A 17,236-nucleotide genomic window follows, 5' to 3' on the forward strand; every position below is an offset into this window, starting at 1 on the left:
GCGTGAAGCTCTGTGAACGCCTACGCCGGGGGAGCGCGGCGCGAGGACCGCGCCACACTTCTTGAGGGTTCAGGTCGAGCCGCGGCTCCCTCGCCGCACGTGGCCGCCAGGCCGGACGGGGAGGGGGCCGCCGCCGTCGACTCCGTCGACGGCGTTGGCACCCGTGGTGGACAGGTCAGTTGGTGGGCACGAAACGCAGGGAGGCGAGGCGCATGAGCTCGCCCTCACCGCCCTTCACCTTCAAGTAGACCTCGTGCGTGCCCGACGTGGGCGCCACGTTGCACGTCGTCGTCGTCCACTTATCCCAGCCGCCGGTACCGGGGAGGGCGCAGGTGCCGATCATCGAGCCGCCTGCCAGCGGATCGATCCAGACCTCGACAGTGCCGCCCTGCCCGGCGCTCGAGGCCTCCAGCGCGATGGCCTTCGACTGCACACCCCCGCTGCCGAGGTCGACGCTCCCGAACATGGCCCAATCGCCGTTCTCCAGATCGCCCAGCACCGGCCGCGCCGACGCGCCCGGCACGACCTGGGCACCGGACTGCTGGTCAGCCTCCGCGGCCGGGATCGTGGTGAATCCATCACGATAGGAGAACAGGTCGAAGTAGGCACGGGTGTTGGTCGCGAACATGCCGGCCTGGTTGCCGATCCAGGTGTGAGCCATGGCATAGAACCCGTCGAGCGCGGAGATGTCGATCTCGGTGCCCACCTGGGTCCACTTGACTCCATCCGTGCTGAACCAGCCCGTGGCCTTGTGCTCGGAGCGGACCAGCTTCAGCCAGACCGCTTTCCCGGCGGGCGCGGCGACCGACGCTCCCTCCACGACCGGCTCGGCAAGCTCGGTGTACGCGGCGCCCGCCTCGGCCGGTGCCGCCACCGAGCGCGACCGGAAGGAGAAGCGGATCTTGTCTTCCCCGCCCTCCATGACCCGCGCCACCGAGACGTCCATGATGGCCGGGAGCCTGAACTTCTCGCTGTCGGTCATCCACGTCGGGCAGGTGAGCACCTGCTCGTCCTGCCAGTAGCCGTTGCCCACGCGGATGCCCGCCGCGTCCCCGTCGGCCGCGGGCGTGAACTCGACCTTCGCGACCATGCTGCTCGAGTGCAGCGTGTCCTTCTGGACGACCCACGCGGTCCCTCCGGTGCTCGGCGTGATCCGCAGCCACCCGGGGCGATCCGCCACCGAGTACTTGTCCTCCGACGGGCCGTAGGTGGTCCACGCGGAGTTGATCGTGGCCGACGAGAAATCGTCGTTCACGGGCAGCAGGAAGGGCACGCCGCTCTGCGGCAGCTTGGGCGCGGACAGATCGCCCTTCTTGGTCGGGAATTGCGGGACCGGGATCGTCTTCCCGTTCACCTGTTTGTCGACCCAGGTCACCTCCAGCAGCAGCCCCTCGCGGCCGAGCCCCTGCCAGTCGCCGTTCTTCGAGGTCTTTGTGTCGCTGGTGCCCACGTTGCTGCAGTCGTACGAGTGGGCAAAGGCCCACCACGAGCCGTCCTTCAGCCCGATCGGCGACGTGGTGTGCTGGACGCCGGCGTACGGCTCCTCGCCGGTAAGGACATAGCCGAGCCACGTCCAGTCCGCGGGGGTGCTGCCGACGAGCTTCTTCGACGCCCAGGCGTGCAGCTGGCCGCCGCAGGCCGTGTGCGTCGAGACGAAGTAGTAGTACCAGTCGCCGCGCTTGGCCATCGTCGGCCCCTCGGCCCACTTGCTCCAGTCAGCATTGCTGAAGTCGCCGCAGCCGCCGGTCGCCTGGTCCCAGTTGACGAAGCTCATGTCGACGCTCGACTCGGGCAGCAGCATCCCGGTGTCGGGATCGATCTCCGTGACCAGGTTGATGCCGAAGTCGTTGGGGTGATCCGCGTCCCATTTGCACAGACCATTCTTGATGATCATGTACGTCTTGCCGCTGTCGGGATCGACGAACACCGAATTGTCGGAGCCGGTCCCTCGTTCGTACGAGGCCTCGCTGCCGGGCGGCGTGTAGGGGAAGATGTCGACCTTGGTGGGCTCCGACCACGGGCCGTCAAGGCTCGGCGCCGAGGAGAAATGCTGGGTGGCCCCGATGGAGTAATAGACCCGGTACACATCGCCGGCCTTGACGATGAAGCCGCCCCAGGTGCCCTGGCCCGGGCCGAGCTGCGCCTCCAGCGCGGGAGCGGTGGAGTGGACCACCCGGTTCATGCGCTCCCAGTGGAGGAGATCCGTCGAGTGCAGGATCTCGAAGGCGGGCATCATGTGGAAGTTCGACCCGACCAGGTAGAAGTCGTCGCCTTCCCGGTAGATGTTCATGTCCGGGTGATCGCCGGGCAGAACGGGGTTCTGGTAGGTCGTCACCTCGAAGGCCGCGTCGCCGTCGCCGCCCGCCCCACCGCCGCCGGCGTTCGGAGAGCCACCCGCGCCCCCGGAGCCGCCGTCGCCGCCGCCCTCGCCGCCGGTTCCACCTCCGGATCCGCCCTGACCCGCGGAGCTTGTCGAGGTTGGCCCGGACGAGGTGCTAGATCCCGCCGGGCTTGGATTGGGCTCGTCCGAGCCGCACCCCATCGCGATCAATCCAACGAAAGTGACAATCCCTGCTGCATAAGCGCGCACGATGACCTCTCAGTTCCTTGTTGTGGACCCTTGAATTCCCGCGGGCTGCCGAAATGATCAATGAACGGGCACGAAAGTGCCTATCGGCGCCACACGGACCCTGGCGGAAGGAACGCCCTTCATCCCCCTCTTGTCACGCTGTACGGGCGCGTCGCTCGAAGATCCGTTGGAGAAGGCAGGCGACCAGGAGGAGCAGGCCGATGACGATCTTGGTCCACCAGGAGCTGAGCGTGCCCTCGAACATGATGAGGGTCTGGATGGTGCCGTAGATGAGCACACCGAACAGGGTGCCGACGACCGTACCATGGCCGCCGGTCAGCAGGGTCCCTCCGATGACGACGGCGGCGATGGCGTCCATCTCCATTCCGCCGGCGTGCAACGCGTAGCCGGACACCATGTAGAACGTGAAGGCGACGCCCGCAAGCGCCGAGCAGAAGCCGCTCCAGGTATAGATGAGCACCTTGGTCCGCGGCACCGGCAGGCCCATGAGCAGGGCGGATTGTTCGCTGCCGCCGATCGCATAGACCGTGCGGCCGAAGCTCGTGTAGTGGGCGATGTAGATGGCCGCGGCGAACAGCGTGAGCGCCATGACCACGTTCCAGGTGATCGAGGTGTCGAACAGGAACGGAATGCGGTGCGACGAGGCGTCGACGTAGAAGCCGTTGTGGATCGTGATGGAGTCGATGCTGATGAGGTAACAGAGCCCGCGCGCCAGGAACATGCCCGCCAGGGTGACGATAAAGGGCTGCACCTTGAAGTACTGGATGACGACCCCCATCACGAGGCCGATGCCCGAGCCCATCGCCAGCACGAGCGGGATGACCACGGCTGGGCTCAAGCCGTGCTTCTCGACGAGCGACGCCGAGACCATCGTGGTCAGCGCGATGACCGAGCCGACCGAGAGGTCGATCCCGCCGGAGAGGATGACGAAGGTCATCCCGATGGCGCTGATCAAGAGAAACGCATTGTCGATGAAGAAGTTGAGGAACACCTGCAGCGAGAAGAACCCCTTGAAGAGGTACGACCCGGCCAGGAACATGAGCACGAACAGGCTGCTGGTGACCGCGAGCGGCAGGTGCCTCGGGTCGATCCGGACGGAGCGCCCGGTCGCGGTGGTGGTGCCGCTCCCTCCGGTCGCGGCGATGGTGCCGCTCCGTCCGGTCACGGCGGCGGTGTCGATCATGGTGTGACCACCCTCCTCGTCCGTTGCTTTGCGATGAGATCCCTGACCTTCTGCGATTGCACGATGGTGATCAGGAAGACGACGAGCGCCTTCACCACCAGGTTGACCTCCGGCGGCACACCGGCGGAGTAGATCGTGGTGGTCAGCGTCTGGATGATCAGGGCGCCGATGACGCTCCCCGCCAGCGTGAACTTGCCCCCGGAGAGCGACGTCCCGCCCAGGACCACGGCCAGGATGGCGTCCAGCTCGAAGAGGAGGCCCGCGTTGTTCCCGTCGGCGCTCTTGACGTTCGAGCTCACGATGAGCCCGGCGATGCCGGCGCACAGGCCGCACACGGCGTAGCAGGCGAAGGTGATCGTGCGCGCGCGGATCCCGGCCAGGCGCGAGGCGACCGGGTTCACGCCGATCGCCTCGATGAACATGCCGAGCGCGGTCTTGCGCGTCAGCAGCCAGACGACGGCGCTCACGCCCGCCACGATGAACAGCGAGACCGGGATCCCGAGGAGGAAGCCGTTCCCGATGAAGTGATACGGGCTGTAGTAGATGGTGATGATCTGGCCGCCCGTGATGAGCTGGGCGATGCCTCGCCCCGTGACGAGGAGGATCAGGGTCGCGATGATCGGCTGCATGCCGAAGAGCGACACGAGCGCTCCGTTCCACATGCCGAGCGCCAGCGCCACGCCCAGCGCGCTCCAGACGACGATCGGCAGCGGAACACGCGTCGCGTCCGCCATGCCGGTCCCGCCGCTCGGCGAGAGCTCGCCGCCGATCAGCACCGCAGCGACCGCGCCGGAGATGGCCACGACCGCGCCGACGGAGATGTCGATGCCGCGGGTGGCGATCACCAGGGTGAGCCCCATGGCGATGATCATGAGCGGCGATGCGCGGTTCAGGATGTCGATGACGCTGCCGTAGAGGTGGCCGTCCTTGACCGTGATCGCGAAGAACTGCGGGTTGCTGACGAGGTTGAACAGCAGGAGGAAGCCCAGCATCGCCAGCGGCCAGAACGCGTTCCCGCTGGCGAGCCGGCGCAGGGAGGCGGCGGCCGCGCTCACGGCTGACCTCCCGCGATGATCTGGTAGACCGCCTGCTCGTCGGTCTTGGCCGTGGCGAGCTCCGCTACCTTGCGCCGGTCGCGCAGGACGACGACCTGGTCCGAGTAGCGCAGCGCCTCGGCCATCTCCGAGGAGACGAGCATCACCGCCATGCCTCGATCGCAGAGATCCATGACCTGGCCCATGATCTCGCCCTTGGCCGCCACGTCGATGCCGCGGGTCGGCTCGTCGAGGATGAGCATGCGCGGATCGGTCACCAGCCAGCGAGCCAGGAGCGCCTTCTGCTGGTTGCCGCCGCTCAGCTTGGAGATGGGCACCTCCGCGTCGGCGGCCACGATGCCGAGCCGCTGGATGTAGCGGCGGGCGATGTCGTCCTGCTCGTCCCGGGACAGGTTGCGGAAGATGCCGCGCTTGGCCTGGAGGGCGACGACGATGTTCTCGCGCAGCGACAGGTCGCCGAGGATCCCCTCGACCTTCCGGTCCTCGGGGCAGAAGCCGAGGCCGCGCGCGATCGCGTCGAGCGGCGAGCCGATGCGCGCTGGCTCCCCGTCGATCTCGATGGATCCCTGGTCCGCCCCGTCGAGCCCGAACAAGAGCCGCACCGTCTCCGTCTTCCCGGCGCCCAGGAGGCCGGCGAGGCCGAGCGCTTCGCCGCGCTGCACATCCAGATCGACGTCGCTCACAGAGCCCTTCTTGCCGAGCCCTCTCGCGCGCAGCAGGGGCGCTTGCCCGCCCGCAGGCCTCGCCTCCCGCGCGCGCTCGGCCCGGGTCGGGCCGTCCTCCGCGACCTCGCGCCCGACCATCCGCGTGACGAGCTCCATGCGCGACAGCTCGGCGGCCGGAGTTTCGCTGACCAGCTGACCGTTCCTCAGCACCGTGATCCGGTCGGAGATCTCGAACACCTGGTCGAGGAAGTGCGAGATGAACAGGATCGCCATCCCCTGCGCCTTGAGCCGCCGGATGACCGAGAAGAGCATCTTCACCTCGTCCTCGGCCAGACTCGAGGTCGGCTCGTCGAGGACGAGGATCTTCGCCCGCGCGCAGAGCGCGCGGGCGATCGCGACGAGCTGCTGCACGGCGATCGAGAAGGTCGAGAGCGGCGCGGTGACGTCGACGTGGATGTTGAGGTCCGAGAGCAGGGCGCTCGCCTTCCGGCGCATCTCCCCCCACCGGATCGCGAAGGTGCCCGCGTCCTCGCGCCCGAGGAAGATGTTCTCGGCCACGGAGAGGTTGGGGCAGAGGTTCACCTCCTGGAACACGGCGCTGATGCCGAGCGCCTGCGCATCCTGGGGGCTCGAGGGCCGGATCTCCCGGCCCTCGAGCAGGATCTGCCCGTCATCCGGGGGGTGGACGCCGGTCAGGACCTTGACCAGCGTCGATTTGCCCGCGCCGTTCTGCCCCATGAGCGTGTGCACCTCCCCCGGCAGCATGCGAAAATCGACGGAAGAGAGCGCCTGTACGCCAGGAAATCCCTTGGAGATCCGCTTCATTTCGAGCACGGGCACGGCTCCGCTCTGCATCGCTCACGTCCTCCCCGGCGGCCTCCGCGGCACCACCGTCACGCGCTCAGTACTTGCGCTTCGGGAACTCCTGAGCGGCGGTCTCCATCGGGAAGACGCCCTCCTCGGTAACGATGCGCTTCGGCAGCTGCTTGCCCGCCACCAGGTCCTTCACGGCGCTCATCAGCTGCGGCCCGAGGAGGGGGCTGCACTCGACCGTCACGTTGAGCTTGCCGGCCATCATCGCCTCGAACGCGCCCTTCACCGCGTCGATCGAGATGATGAGGATGTCCTTGCCGGGTTTGAGCCCCGCCTCCTCGATGGCCTGGATCGCGCCGATCGCCATGTCGTCGTTGTGGGCATAGAGGACGTTGATGTTCTTGCCCTCCGCCTTGAGGAACGCCTCCATGACCTCCTTGCCCTTGGCGCGCGTGAAGTCGCCCGTCTGCGAGCGGAGGATCTTGAACTGGGGCTTGTCCTTGATGATCTCCTCGAACCCCTTCTTGCGATCGATCGCGGGGGCCGAGCCGACGGTGCCCTGCAGCTCGACGATGTTGATGGGGTCCTTCTGGTCCTTCGTCTTCTCGACCAGCCACTTCGCCGCGCGGCGGCCCTCCTCGACGAAGTCCGACCCCATGAAGCTGACCCAGAGGCTGTCGTCCTTCGTGTCGACGGCGCGATCGGTCAGGATGACGGGGATCTTGGCCTCCTTGGCCTCGCGCAGGACGGGCTCCCAGCCGGTCTCGACCACGGGCGAGAAGGCGATGACGTCGACCTTCTGGGCGATGAACGACCGGATGGCCTTGATCTGGTTCTCCTGCTTCTGCTGCGCGTCGGAGAGCTTGAGGTCGATCCCGGCCGCCTTGGCGGACTCCTCGATCGACTTTGTGTTCGCGGTCCGCCACTCGCTCTCCGCGCCGATCTGGGAGAACCCGAGCGTGATCTGCTTATTTTCCTTTTGACAGCCCGGACCAACCAGGATCAGCGCCAGCCCAGCCAGCGCCACCATCCCCGTGGTGACAAAGTTTCGCCTCTTCATCGCGCAGCTCGTCTCCTCTCGTACATCGCCTCGTCCCATGAGGCACCTTGCTCATCCTCGCCGTCGTCCCCCGACGTACGGCGTCACTTCTGCCCGTAGTACGCCTTTTTTCCGTGCTTCCGGTCGAAGTGCTTGCGCACGAGCGCGTCGGGCAGGCGCGCGGCGCTCGGGTGGATCGTGCGGGTGATGAACGCCATCCTCGCGATCTCCTCGAGCACCGCCGCATTGTACACCGCCTTCTCGGCGTCCTCTCCCCACGCGAAGGGGCCGTGTCCCGCCACCAACACCATGGGTGTGTGAAGCGGGTTACGATCCCTGAAGCACTCGACGATCTGCTTCCCGGTCTCCGTCTCGTAATCGCCTTGCACGGCGTCCGGCCGCATCATCTCGGTGCAGGGTACATCCTCGGCCAGGTGATCCGCGTGCGTCGTACCGTAGATCGGGATCGGCGTGCCTGTCTGCGCCCAGCCGGTCGCGTAGGTCGAGTGCGTGTGAACGACACCACCGAGCCCGCGGAAGCTCGCGTACAAAACGATGTGCGTCTTGGTATCTGAAGAGGGGCGGAGGTGTCCCTCCACGATGTTCCCCTCCAGGTCGACCACGACCATGTCGTCGGCCGACAGCCGATCGTAAGGGACGCCGCTCGGCTTGATGGCCAGGACGCCCCTGTCGCGATCAAACGCCGAAACGTTGCCGAACGTGTAGATGGCGAGCCCCCGGCGCGGGATCTCCATGTTCGCCCTGAAGGCGCGCTCGCGCAGCTCACGATAGGTCGCGCTCACGTCATGGCCCTCAGAGCGACAGCCGGTAGGCGAGGTCGTTCCAGCGGAGCTCGTTCTTGAGCGCGCGGATCTCGGTCCCTTCGCCGATGCGGACCAGCTCCACGCCGGCGATGGAGGCGAAGTCCTCCACGTGCGCCATCGTCAAGGCGCGGCTGTGGGCGCAGTGATGGGCGCCTCCGGCCAGGATCCACGCCTCGCACGCGAGCCTGAAATCCGGCTTCGGGACCCACACCGCGCGCGCCACCGGCAGCTTCGGCATCGCCTTTTCGGGCGGCACCGCCTCGAGCTCGTTGGCGACGATCCGCATGCGGCCGCCCATGTCGATCATGGCAACGTTCACAGCGGGGCCGGCCCCGGCGTCGAAGACGAGGCGACACGGATCCCCCTTACCGCCGATGGAGAGCGCGTGGATCTCCAGGGACGGCTTCTTCTCGGCGATCGACGGGCAGATCTCCAGCATGTGGGCGCCGAGGACGCGCTCTTTTCCCGGGACCAGGTGATAGGTGTAATCCTCCATGAAGGAGACGCCCCCGCGCAGGCCGCTCGCCATGACCTTCAGGGCGCGGACCAGACCGCAGGACTTCCAGTCGCCCTCTGCCCCGAAGCCGTAGCCGTCGGCCATGAGCCGCTGCACCGCGAGGCCGGGGAGCTGCTTGAGCCCGTGCAGGTCCTCGAACGTCGTGGTGAAGCCGCCGAAGCCGCCCTCCCTCAGGAAGGTGCGCATCGCCGCCTCTTGCCTCGCCGCGTACCGCAGCTCGCCGTGGCGATCTCCGCCCCTCCTCAGGGTGGGAGCGACGGTGTACGCCTCGTCGTACTCCGCCACCAGGCGGTCGACCTCGTGCTCATCGACGCTGGCGATGCGCTCCACGAGATCGCCCACGCCATAGCCGTTCACCGACCAGCCGAACTTGACCTGCGCCTCGACGCGGTCGCCGCCGGTGACGGCCACCTCTCTCATGTTCATGCCGCCGAAGCGGGCGATCTTGAGCCGCCGCGCGTCGACGATGGCGCAGGCGGCGCGCGCCCAGACGTCGAGCTTGCCGAGCACGTCGTCATCCGTCCAGTGTCCGACGACGACCCTCCGGTCGATGCGCAGGCGAGCGCCGATGTACCCGAACTCACGGTCCCCGTGGGCCGACTGGTTCAGGTTCATGAAGTCCATATCGATGCTGTCCCAGGGCAGCTCGCGGCCGTACTGCGTGTGCAGGTGCGCGATCGGCTTCTCCAGGCGCTTGAGCCCCGCGATCCACATCTTCGCGGGCGAGAACGTGTGCATCCACGTGATCACGCCTGCGCACCGCGGCGACGCGTTGGCTTCGCGGCAGACGGCGAGGATCGCCTCGGAGCTCTTGAGCGTCGGCTTCCAGACGACCTTGACCGGGAGCTTGCCCGATGCATCGAGGTACGCGGCGATCTCCCGCGCGTGCTCGGCGACTTGCTTCAGCGCTTCTTCACCGTAGAGGTCTTGACTTCCGGTCAAGAACCACACCTCGAAGCATTCTCGAAGATCCTGGATGGCGATCCCGCTCATTGCGTCAACTCCCTCTCAACAAACGATCCCAGCGCGACGTAATCTCGGTACAGCGCGTCATAGAGCCTGGCGCGCGTGGGGTCTGGCAGATACCGGGCCTCGGTTCCGGACGACATTGCGCGCTGCGCGTCCTCGACCGTGGCGTGCAGTCCGGCGGCCGTCGCGGCGAACATCGCGGCGCCGAGCGCGACCGGCTGCTCGCCGGCGCGGACCTCGACCGTCATGTCGAGCACGTCCGCGAGGACCTGCATGGTGAGGGGGCTCTTGCGCGCGACGCCGCCGACACCGATGATGCCGTCGATGCGGAGCCCCTCGGATCGGAAGCGCTCGACGATGGCGCGCGATCCGAAGGCGATCCCCTCCACGAGCGCGCGGTAGATCCGCGGGGCGTCCGTGCCCAGATCGAGGCCGACGATGGCGCCCTTGAGCCGCTGGTCCGCGTCCGGGGTCCTGCGTCCGTTCAGCCAGTCGAGCGCCAGCACGGAGCTCCGTGCCGGCGGGATCTCCGCGGCCGCTTTCTCCAGCTCGGGGATGATCCGCTCGATCGCCGCTTCGGCGAGCGTCACGTCGGCCAGCGTCTTCCGGGGCGAATCGCCGGCGCCGGGCAGGGTAGGGAGGATGGCGACGAGCGGCCAGCTAAGGATCTGCTTGAACCAGGCAAAGACGTCGCCGAAGGCGGACTGCCCCGCTTCGTAGCCGATCGCGCCCGGGAGGATCGAGCCGTCGACCTGGCCGCAGATCCCGGCGACGAGGACCTCCGGTGCGCCGGTCTTCGGGACGACGAGCATATCGCACGTGCTCGTGCCCATGACCTTGAGCAGGCGGTTCGGCTGGATGTCGCCGCCGACCGCGCCCACGTGCGCGTCGAAGGCGCCGACGGCGACGACGGCGTCGTCCGGGATACCGAGCGCCGCGGCCCACCCGGGCGAGATCGTCCCGAAGGGCACGTCCGCGGTCCACGTCTGCGAGCCGAGGGTGGCCTTGAGCGCGGGCAGGCGCGGATTCAGCCTCGCCAGGAACTCGTTCGAGGGATAACCGTCGAACTCCGGGTGCCACATCGCTTTGTGCCCGGCCGCGCAGCGGCTCCGCCTGATCTGCCGGAGGTCGTCGGTGCCGGTCAGGACGGCGGGTATCCAGTCGCAGTGCTCCAGGACGGTGACCGCAGCGCGCGCGACCGCCGGATTTGTCTCGATGACGTGGAGCACCTTGGCCCAGAACCACTCGGACGAGTACACCCCGCCCTCGTACTTCGTGTAGTCCACGCCGCCCCAGGTCCGGGCGACGCTGTTGATCCGCGCCGCCTCGGCCACCGCGGTGTGGTCCTTCCAGAGGATGAACATCGCGTCCGGGTCCTCCTCGAAGCGAGGGGAGAGCGCGAGAGGCCTGCCCTTCGCGTCGGCCAGGACCGGCGTGGATCCGGTCGTGTCGACCGCGATCCCGCGCACGCCCGCGGCGACGTCGCTGCCCGCCTGGGCCAGCGCCGCGCGGATGGACGCCTCCATGGCATGCAGGTAGTCGAGGGGGTGCTGGCGGAACCGGTGTGCGCGGGCGTCGCAATAGAGGCCCTGCGCCCAGCGCGGGTAGGGCGCGACCGAGGCCCCCGCGAGCTCACCGTTGCGCGCGTCCGCGACGACAGCGCGTACGGAGTCGGTGCCGAAATCGATCCCGATGACGAATGTTCCCTTGCGCATGACGACCCGTTGGCCGGGCGAAGCCAGTTAAGGATGTGCCCCGCGTTCAATGTGAACGTTCACAACGTGGCTGTCAATCATAATCCGCCGGCTCGCGACGGTTGTCCCGGCGCGAGGACGGACCAGGCTGCAACTATCCTCTCTAGCGGTCAGGCGCCGCGGAGGGGACGATGGCCTGCCGGCTCGTGGTCAGGTGGTCTTGGCGGAACGGCGAGCCGCGGCGGCGCGGCTCAGCCACCTTCGAGGCAGATCGTTCGTACGAAGCGCCTCACGGTCGAGGCGCGATGTTCGGCGTAGTAGCCCTCCGCGGCCGCTCGCGACGCCTCGCCCGGCGCGTCGAGGCAGCCTGCGATGATCTCGTAGCCGTCCTGGAGATGGTTCGGATCGCCGGGGTGCGTGCGTCGGTATTCGTGCACGAGCTCCCGCATGCGCGCGCCGTCCCGCGCGCTCATCGCGTCGTTCAGCAGCGCGATCATGCCGTTCTCATGCTGTATCTCGACGTGGCGCTGCGTGATGGGGTGGGGGTGGGCGGGGCCGTCGTGTCGATCGTCGGGGCTCGGCCCGATGACGGGCAGGCCGTCGACCGCCGCGGCGAGCGCGGTGCTGTCGGCCGACGCGGGGGGCGCGGTCGACCCACGGCGCGAGGCTGCCTCGCGCGGCGCCTCCACGCGCGACGTCTCCTGCTCAAAGGGAGGCAGCCGTCGTCCGTCGGGCGTTTGCGGCTCTCGAGAGCGATGAACGAGGTAAAGCGCCGTGCCGAGGAGCAGAAGTGCGGCAACGGACCAGGGCCTGCGCGTCGAGCTCATGGGATCGTCACGGTCCACGTCACCGTCTCTTGCGAGCGGGGCCAGCTGTCGCGACCCCAGCAGGGATCGATGTAGCGGGGCTCGGTCGAGGGCGGGGGATCGAGGCACTCGCCGCTGCGGTAGCGCACGAGCTCTTCGCCGGCGTTGTCGTAGGCCTTGGCGACGATGGTGTGGGTGCCCGGCGCGAGGCGCGCCGCCGCGACGTTGTAGACGGGGCCGCCGTCCGTCGCGATCACCTCGCCGTCGAGCGTCCAGTCGACGCTGATGACGTCGGGATCGATCACGTTGACCGCGAGCGTCGCCGGATCCGTGACGGCCCCCGCGGGTGGATCGGCCGAGTCGATCGGCCGGAGGCGCGTCCAGATGTCCATGATCATCTTCTCGCGCGAGACCGGGTTGAAGCTCGTGTTCTTGTCGTCGCCAAACAGGCTGTTCATCATCGAGTTCGATGACGGACGGTACTGCCCGCTATCGACGTAGCGGCTGCCGACGAACGTGCCCTGGATGCCCGTGGCGTCGGCGGCGTCGTACTCCAGCCACTTGTCCCATTTGCCCGCCGTCGTCGTGCAGTTGCCCGTCGTGTTCACCTCGACGTACTCCGTGCCTCCGCCGCTGCACATGTTCGCGCCGCAGGCAGCGCCCGTCGCCTTGGCGCAATACTCGTCGGCGAGCTGATGGAAGCCGTGGCCACCTTCGTGCAAGGCCGCTCCGGCGGCTTCCTCATGCCCGCCGGACCAGAGCATCCAGGCCGAGCCCGTGTTCCACCAGCGATCGTTGTTCAGCACGATGGCGTGCCAGTCGACCTCGAAGTCCTCGGGGAGGTTCGCCTTGAGCGCCTGATCCGCCGCACGGGTATCGCACTCCGCGAGGCGGCTCTCGTCGTCGCCCGTGCAGCGGAGCGCCCCGGGGATGCCGTTTGAGGGGCTGACCAGCTTGATGGCGCAGATGTTGACGAACTTGCGATACCTGCCGTACGGCTCGCCGATCGGGCTGCTGAAGCGCTTGGCCATCGCCTCCTCGATGTGCTCGAGGTACGTGGTGTTCACGGTCGTGGCGTCGTAGCCGTCGCCCACGATGACGTAGTTGATGCGGTTCTCAGGCGGGCCCGCGCTCTCGATGGCCACGCCGTTCGCGCCGCAATCGAGGACGTACGCGGAGCTGCCTCCCCCTGTGCCGCCGGGCACGAAGCTTCCCCCGGCGCCCGTGCCCGCGGAGCCGCTCTGTCCCGCGCCGCCCGCGCCGCCCGCGCCCGGACTCCCGCTCCCTGTCGCTCCGCCGCCCGAGCCGACGGCCGCGGGGTCGCCGCCCTCCGATGTGCCGCCGCCGTCGGTCGCCGCCGCGGGGCTGTCCGGCGCCTCGCCGCAGGCGCAGAGCGCCACGAGGCTCAAGACGCGCAGGTTGTAGCTGGACTTCATCATGTTTGCCTCGGGGCCCCTGGCAAGCGGCGTCCGCGCCAAGCGTTACCGTACCCCATCCCCGAGGCCCATAGGCGTCAATCAAGCTCGTTCGGTCACGCTCAGGGGACGAAGCTCCCTCCACCCCACCATCGGTCACCCACGTGAACGTTCACGCGGTCGTGAACGTTCACGTAAATGTCCGGATGTAGGAGAACGCGGGGCGGAGCTCGACCAACGCCGATGTCCCCGAGGACCACGATCACCCGAACAGCCCCTCGATCGCCGTGGTCCGCTGGTCGCTGTCCCCCATCACGAGATCCGGGGCACCGAAGGACGCCGCGATCGCCTTCCACAGGTCGTTGGTGGAGCGGAGGCCGCGATTGCCGTTGTTCCACACCTGCCCGCCGCGCAGCTTGGTGCCCGCGCCGCCGAACAGCGCCCACGCCATCTTGTCCCAGTTGTGGTGTCGCGTTCCGACCTCCGTGATGTACGGGACCAGCGTGGTGTCGAGCAGCGTCCCGCCGGCCACGTCCTGGGTCTCCGCGAGCTCCTTGAGGAAGCCGGCGACGTAGCCGGCGTAGAACTCTTCCACCCGCGTGAGGAACTCGAGCGTGTCCTTCGTATCGGGATCGTGGCTCGTCGTGTGGTGCACCTTGAAGATGGCGGAGTCGGGGGGCCACAGCTCGCCGAAGCTCACGTGGTTCGTGCCAGGGGACCACTGGAACGTGACCACGCGCGTCAGGTCGCAGCGGAAAGCGGCCTTGATCACGGCGAAGTGCAGCGCGCCGATGCGCGCGTGCTTCACGTCGTCGCGCTCGTTCACGACGTGCGAGCTGCCGTAGGGATCGATGTGCGCGCTCACCTGGATCGTCTCGGGCTCCTGCGGGACACCGCAGGACACGGGATCCCTCGGGTCCGCGTCGAACTCCTTCTCCACCTCGCGGATGGCGGCGGCGTGCCCCTCCAACGCCTCTCGCTGCGAGCTCGGCGCGAGGCTCTGAAGGCGCTGCAGGTCCTTCAGCGCGAAATCGAGCACGCTCTTCTTCTCAAGGCGCGCCCGCGACAGGGCGTCCAGGTTGTCGTCCGTCGGGCCGCCGGGCATCAGCGTGCCGAACACCCGCCGGTACACCTCCTGCGGCTGGTAGTACGGCTTCATCGGCGCGCGCGGGCCCGAGTAGGACATGTGGCGCGTCGACACCTCGGGCGTGTCGGCGCGGTTGTCGCAGGAGACCTGGAGCGACGCGATGGGCGTGCCCTGGAGCTCGGCCGACTGCTTCACGAGCAGCTGATCGATGCTCGGCGCCTCGGCCATCGGATCGTCGCCGCCGTTGCCCGGGTAGAGCTGCTTGGTCCGCATCCCCGTGCACATCAGGACCGTCCCGCGCTCGTGGCCGCCGCCGACCGACCCCTCGTGCGGCAGCTTCAGATCGCGCAGCACGACCATCCGATCCTTCATGGCCGCGAACGGGGTCAGGATGCGGGAGAGCGTGAAGTTGGTCCCGTTGCCTTGCGGCCAGTAGTTCTCGTACACGGTGCCCACCGGGCGCTGCACGATCAGCAGGCGCCTCGGGGGCGCCGCGCCCTCCGCGGCCGACTCGAGCCCCTTGAGCACCGTGGCGAGACCCGCGGCGGCGCCGATGCCCTGCAGGAAGCGGCGGCGAGACCATCCATAAGAAAGGTTGTAGCCCACGGTCATTCCTCCTTGGCGCGCTCGGTCAGCGCCGGCGACGTCACGATGGCCTTCACGACGTTGGACAGCGTCCGCTGGCCCTCCGGCAGCGCATTGATCACGCGCCCGACCTGACAGTCGCGGGTCGAGAGATTCTCATCGTCCGTGCCGTAGGTCAGCAGGTGCCGCGTGATGCAGGCGGCGAACCCATCGTTCTGCGCGATGGCTTCGGCGAACTCGACGGCGCTCGCGTAAGTCCCCGAGACGTCGGCGATGTTTGTCAGATCGACGCGCGCGTCGATCGGCTCCCCGTCGAGGGTGTCGCGGTACCGGCCGACCGGATCGTAGTTCTCGAGCAGCAGGCCGAACGCGTCGAACTGGGCGTGACACGCCGCGCAGGTGCTGTTCATGGCGCGCGCGTCGGCGCGCTCGCGCTCGGTCATGTCTGCCGCGAGCAGATCCTTGATCGCGTCCGAGAGCGCCTCCGGCGGCGAGGGGATCTTCCCGAGGCAGAGCAGCGCGCCGCGCACGAAGAGCCCTCGCGCCACGACGCTCGTGTTGTCGGTCCGGGACAGCGCCGCGAGCAGGCCGGGCTGCGTAAGGATCCCCGCGCGCTCGTCGGCCGGCAGCTCGACCTTCGTGAACTCCTCCGGGCTCTCGCCCGTGTGCTCCACGCCGTAGACCTCCGCGAGCACGCCGTTCACGAACGTCTCCCTCGTGGTGAGCAGGGCCGACACGTCCGCTCCGCGGTTCCACAAGAGATCGTCCACGAGCAGCTCGGTCTCGTGGAACATGCTCGCCTGGAGCGCGGGGGTGTACTCGGGGAAGAGCCCTGGATCCTTCACCGTGCCGAACAGATTGCTGAGCCCCCACGCCGCGATCAGCGTGGTGTTCAGGGTGCTGCGCGTCTCGGGCTTATCGAGCAGGCGCTCGGCCTGGCGCGTCAGCTCCTCCGGATCGTTCAGCGCGCCCGAGTCGGCGGCGGCGGCGAGCTGCGCGTCCGGCAGGCTGTCCGTCAGGAAGAAGGAGAGCTCGCTCGCGAGCTCGTGGGCCGAGAGCTTCACCACGTCGCCCTCCGCGGCGCCGCCGAGCTCGGTGCGGTAGGAGAACGAGGGCGACGCGAGGAGCGCCTCGACCGCGAGCGAGACGCCGCGCTCGTAGCTCGTCTCTTTCCCGAGCGCGTAGACCGACCACAGGTTGTCAAGCTCCGTCGCGTCCACGGGCCGGCGGAACGCCCGCTGGGCGAACTGCGTCAGGAACGTCTTGGCGCACGCGTCGTCTCCGTCGGTGGCGCACCCCGTCACCTGCTCGAAGCGCCCCGCGATGCTCTCGGCCGCGTAGGCAGCCCTCGCGAGCCGCGTGTGCACGAGCGAGGCGCCGACGACGAGGCCCTTCTTCGCAAACGGCTTCGTCCGCGCGTCCGGCGCCTGCTCCGCCTCGATGGCCTCGTCCCCCAGGAGGTCCCGGATGGCGTTCATGAACTGCAGGTCGGCGAGGAGCACGACCCGTCGTTCCAGCCGCGGGTTGCACAGGGCGTCTCCGCCTCCTGAGGAGCCTGAGGAGCTCGTGCCGCCGCCCGTCGGGCTCACGCCGCCGCCCGAGGAGCTATGGTTGCTGCCGATTTCGCCCACGCACCCTGCGACGAGGAGCGAAGCGCACGCGGCGGCTCCCAGCAGTCGGGAGGCCACCCTGCTGTGAGTGAATGTTTCCGCCTTTGAACGATCGCGTGCGGCGCTCGGACAGCGATCGTGAGTAGAAGAATTCATTGATACGGTTGCACGACCGCGGTAATCGAGGCACCTTGGTGCGCGCCCCAAGGCGGCGCGAACACCGCCCTCCGCGGCGGCCACGAATGAAGATAATTTCACACGATACCTCCTGGTGAGCCGGCCCTGCGGTGTGAAAAGTGGACTCTTGACGTCCGGGCGGCGGCGGGTGAACCGGCGCCGCGACGCGCAACCTGTTCCTGGCTGGCGGTGGCGCGCGAGGCGAGC

The 17,236-nt window shown here is 68.2% G+C and carries 12 protein-coding genes; all 12 read right to left on the reverse strand.

The annotated features are described in order from the left end of the window. Positions 1 to 175: 175 nt before the first annotated feature. A complete protein-coding gene (locus WME90_RS17120; protein ID WP_437282207.1) occupies positions 176 to 2,335 on the reverse strand; it encodes a family 43 glycosylhydrolase in 2,160 nt (719 codons plus the stop codon). Between the two features lie 388 nt (positions 2,336 to 2,723). After that, entirely contained in the window at positions 2,724 to 3,773 is a 1,050-nt protein-coding gene (yjfF, locus tag WME90_RS17125) for a galactofuranose ABC transporter, permease protein YjfF (protein WP_437282208.1), read from the reverse strand. Then, a complete protein-coding gene (locus WME90_RS17130) occupies positions 3,770 to 4,828 on the reverse strand; it encodes an ABC transporter permease (RefSeq protein WP_437282209.1) in 1,059 nt (352 codons plus the stop codon). The genes yjfF and WME90_RS17130 overlap by 4 nt, the downstream gene beginning before the upstream one ends. Next, the gene (locus tag WME90_RS17135) at positions 4,825 to 6,348 is read right to left on the reverse strand and encodes a sugar ABC transporter ATP-binding protein (protein WP_437282210.1); all 1,524 of its coding nucleotides are present in this window, start codon (positions 6,346 to 6,348) and stop codon (positions 4,825 to 4,827) included. The genes WME90_RS17130 and WME90_RS17135 overlap by 4 nt, the downstream gene beginning before the upstream one ends. Positions 6,349 to 6,394: 46 nt before the next feature. After that, the gene (locus WME90_RS17140; RefSeq protein WP_437282211.1) at positions 6,395 to 7,366 is read right to left on the reverse strand and encodes an ABC transporter substrate-binding protein; all 972 of its coding nucleotides are present in this window, start codon (positions 7,364 to 7,366) and stop codon (positions 6,395 to 6,397) included. A gap of 83 nt (positions 7,367 to 7,449) precedes the next feature. Further along, positions 7,450 to 8,148, reverse strand: coding sequence for an L-ribulose-5-phosphate 4-epimerase (locus tag WME90_RS17145; protein ID WP_437282212.1), 699 nt, complete (start codon positions 8,146 to 8,148; stop codon positions 7,450 to 7,452). A gap of 10 nt (positions 8,149 to 8,158) precedes the next feature. After that, positions 8,159 to 9,679 (reverse strand): L-arabinose isomerase, encoded by a 1,521-nt coding sequence (araA, locus tag WME90_RS17150; RefSeq protein WP_437282213.1) that lies wholly within the window; start codon positions 9,677 to 9,679, stop codon positions 8,159 to 8,161. Next, the gene (locus tag WME90_RS17155; protein WP_437282214.1) at positions 9,676 to 11,370 is read right to left on the reverse strand and encodes a ribulokinase; all 1,695 of its coding nucleotides are present in this window, start codon (positions 11,368 to 11,370) and stop codon (positions 9,676 to 9,678) included. Before WME90_RS17155 ends, araA begins: the two co-directional genes overlap by 4 nt. A gap of 230 nt (positions 11,371 to 11,600) precedes the next feature. Next, positions 11,601 to 12,038, reverse strand: a complete 438-nt coding sequence (locus tag WME90_RS17160) for a hypothetical protein (protein ID WP_437282215.1) — start codon at positions 12,036 to 12,038, stop codon at positions 11,601 to 11,603. 134 nt (positions 12,039 to 12,172) lie between these two features. Continuing rightward, entirely contained in the window at positions 12,173 to 13,594 is a 1,422-nt protein-coding gene (locus tag WME90_RS17165; RefSeq protein WP_437282216.1) for a M64 family metallopeptidase, read from the reverse strand. A 238-nt stretch (positions 13,595 to 13,832) separates the two neighbouring features. Next, complete coding sequence (locus tag WME90_RS17170) at positions 13,833 to 15,269, reverse strand: DUF1552 domain-containing protein (RefSeq protein ID WP_437282217.1); 1,437 nt, start codon at positions 15,267 to 15,269, stop codon at positions 13,833 to 13,835. Next, positions 15,266 to 16,873, reverse strand: coding sequence for a DUF1592 domain-containing protein (locus WME90_RS17175; protein ID WP_437282218.1), 1,608 nt, complete (start codon positions 16,871 to 16,873; stop codon positions 15,266 to 15,268). Before WME90_RS17175 ends, WME90_RS17170 begins: the two co-directional genes overlap by 4 nt. Between the last annotated feature and the right edge of the window lie 363 nt (positions 16,874 to 17,236).

The sequence above is a fragment of the Sorangium sp. So ce375 genome, assembly GCF_051473855.1.
GTDB lineage: Bacteria > Myxococcota_A > Polyangia > Polyangiales > Polyangiaceae > Sorangium.

Excerpts from the sequence above, each read along its gene's own strand:
- WME90_RS17165 (WP_437282216.1), bottom strand. The coding sequence starts at position 13,594 with ATGATGAAGTCCAGCTACAACCTGCGCGTCTTGAGCCTCGTGGCGCTC.
- WME90_RS17170 (WP_437282217.1), bottom strand. The coding sequence starts at position 15,269 with ATGACCGTGGGCTACAACCTTTCTTATGGATGGTCTCGCCGCCGCTTC.
- WME90_RS17140 (WP_437282211.1), bottom strand. The coding sequence starts at position 7,366 with ATGAAGAGGCGAAACTTTGTCACCACGGGGATGGTGGCGCTGGCTGGG.
- araA (WP_437282213.1), bottom strand. The coding sequence starts at position 9,679 with ATGAGCGGGATCGCCATCCAGGATCTTCGAGAATGCTTCGAGGTGTGG.
- WME90_RS17135 (WP_437282210.1), bottom strand. The coding sequence starts at position 6,348 with ATGCAGAGCGGAGCCGTGCCCGTGCTCGAAATGAAGCGGATCTCCAAG.
- WME90_RS17155 (WP_437282214.1), bottom strand. The coding sequence starts at position 11,370 with ATGCGCAAGGGAACATTCGTCATCGGGATCGATTTCGGCACCGACTCC.
- yjfF (WP_437282208.1), bottom strand. The coding sequence starts at position 3,773 with ATGATCGACACCGCCGCCGTGACCGGACGGAGCGGCACCATCGCCGCG.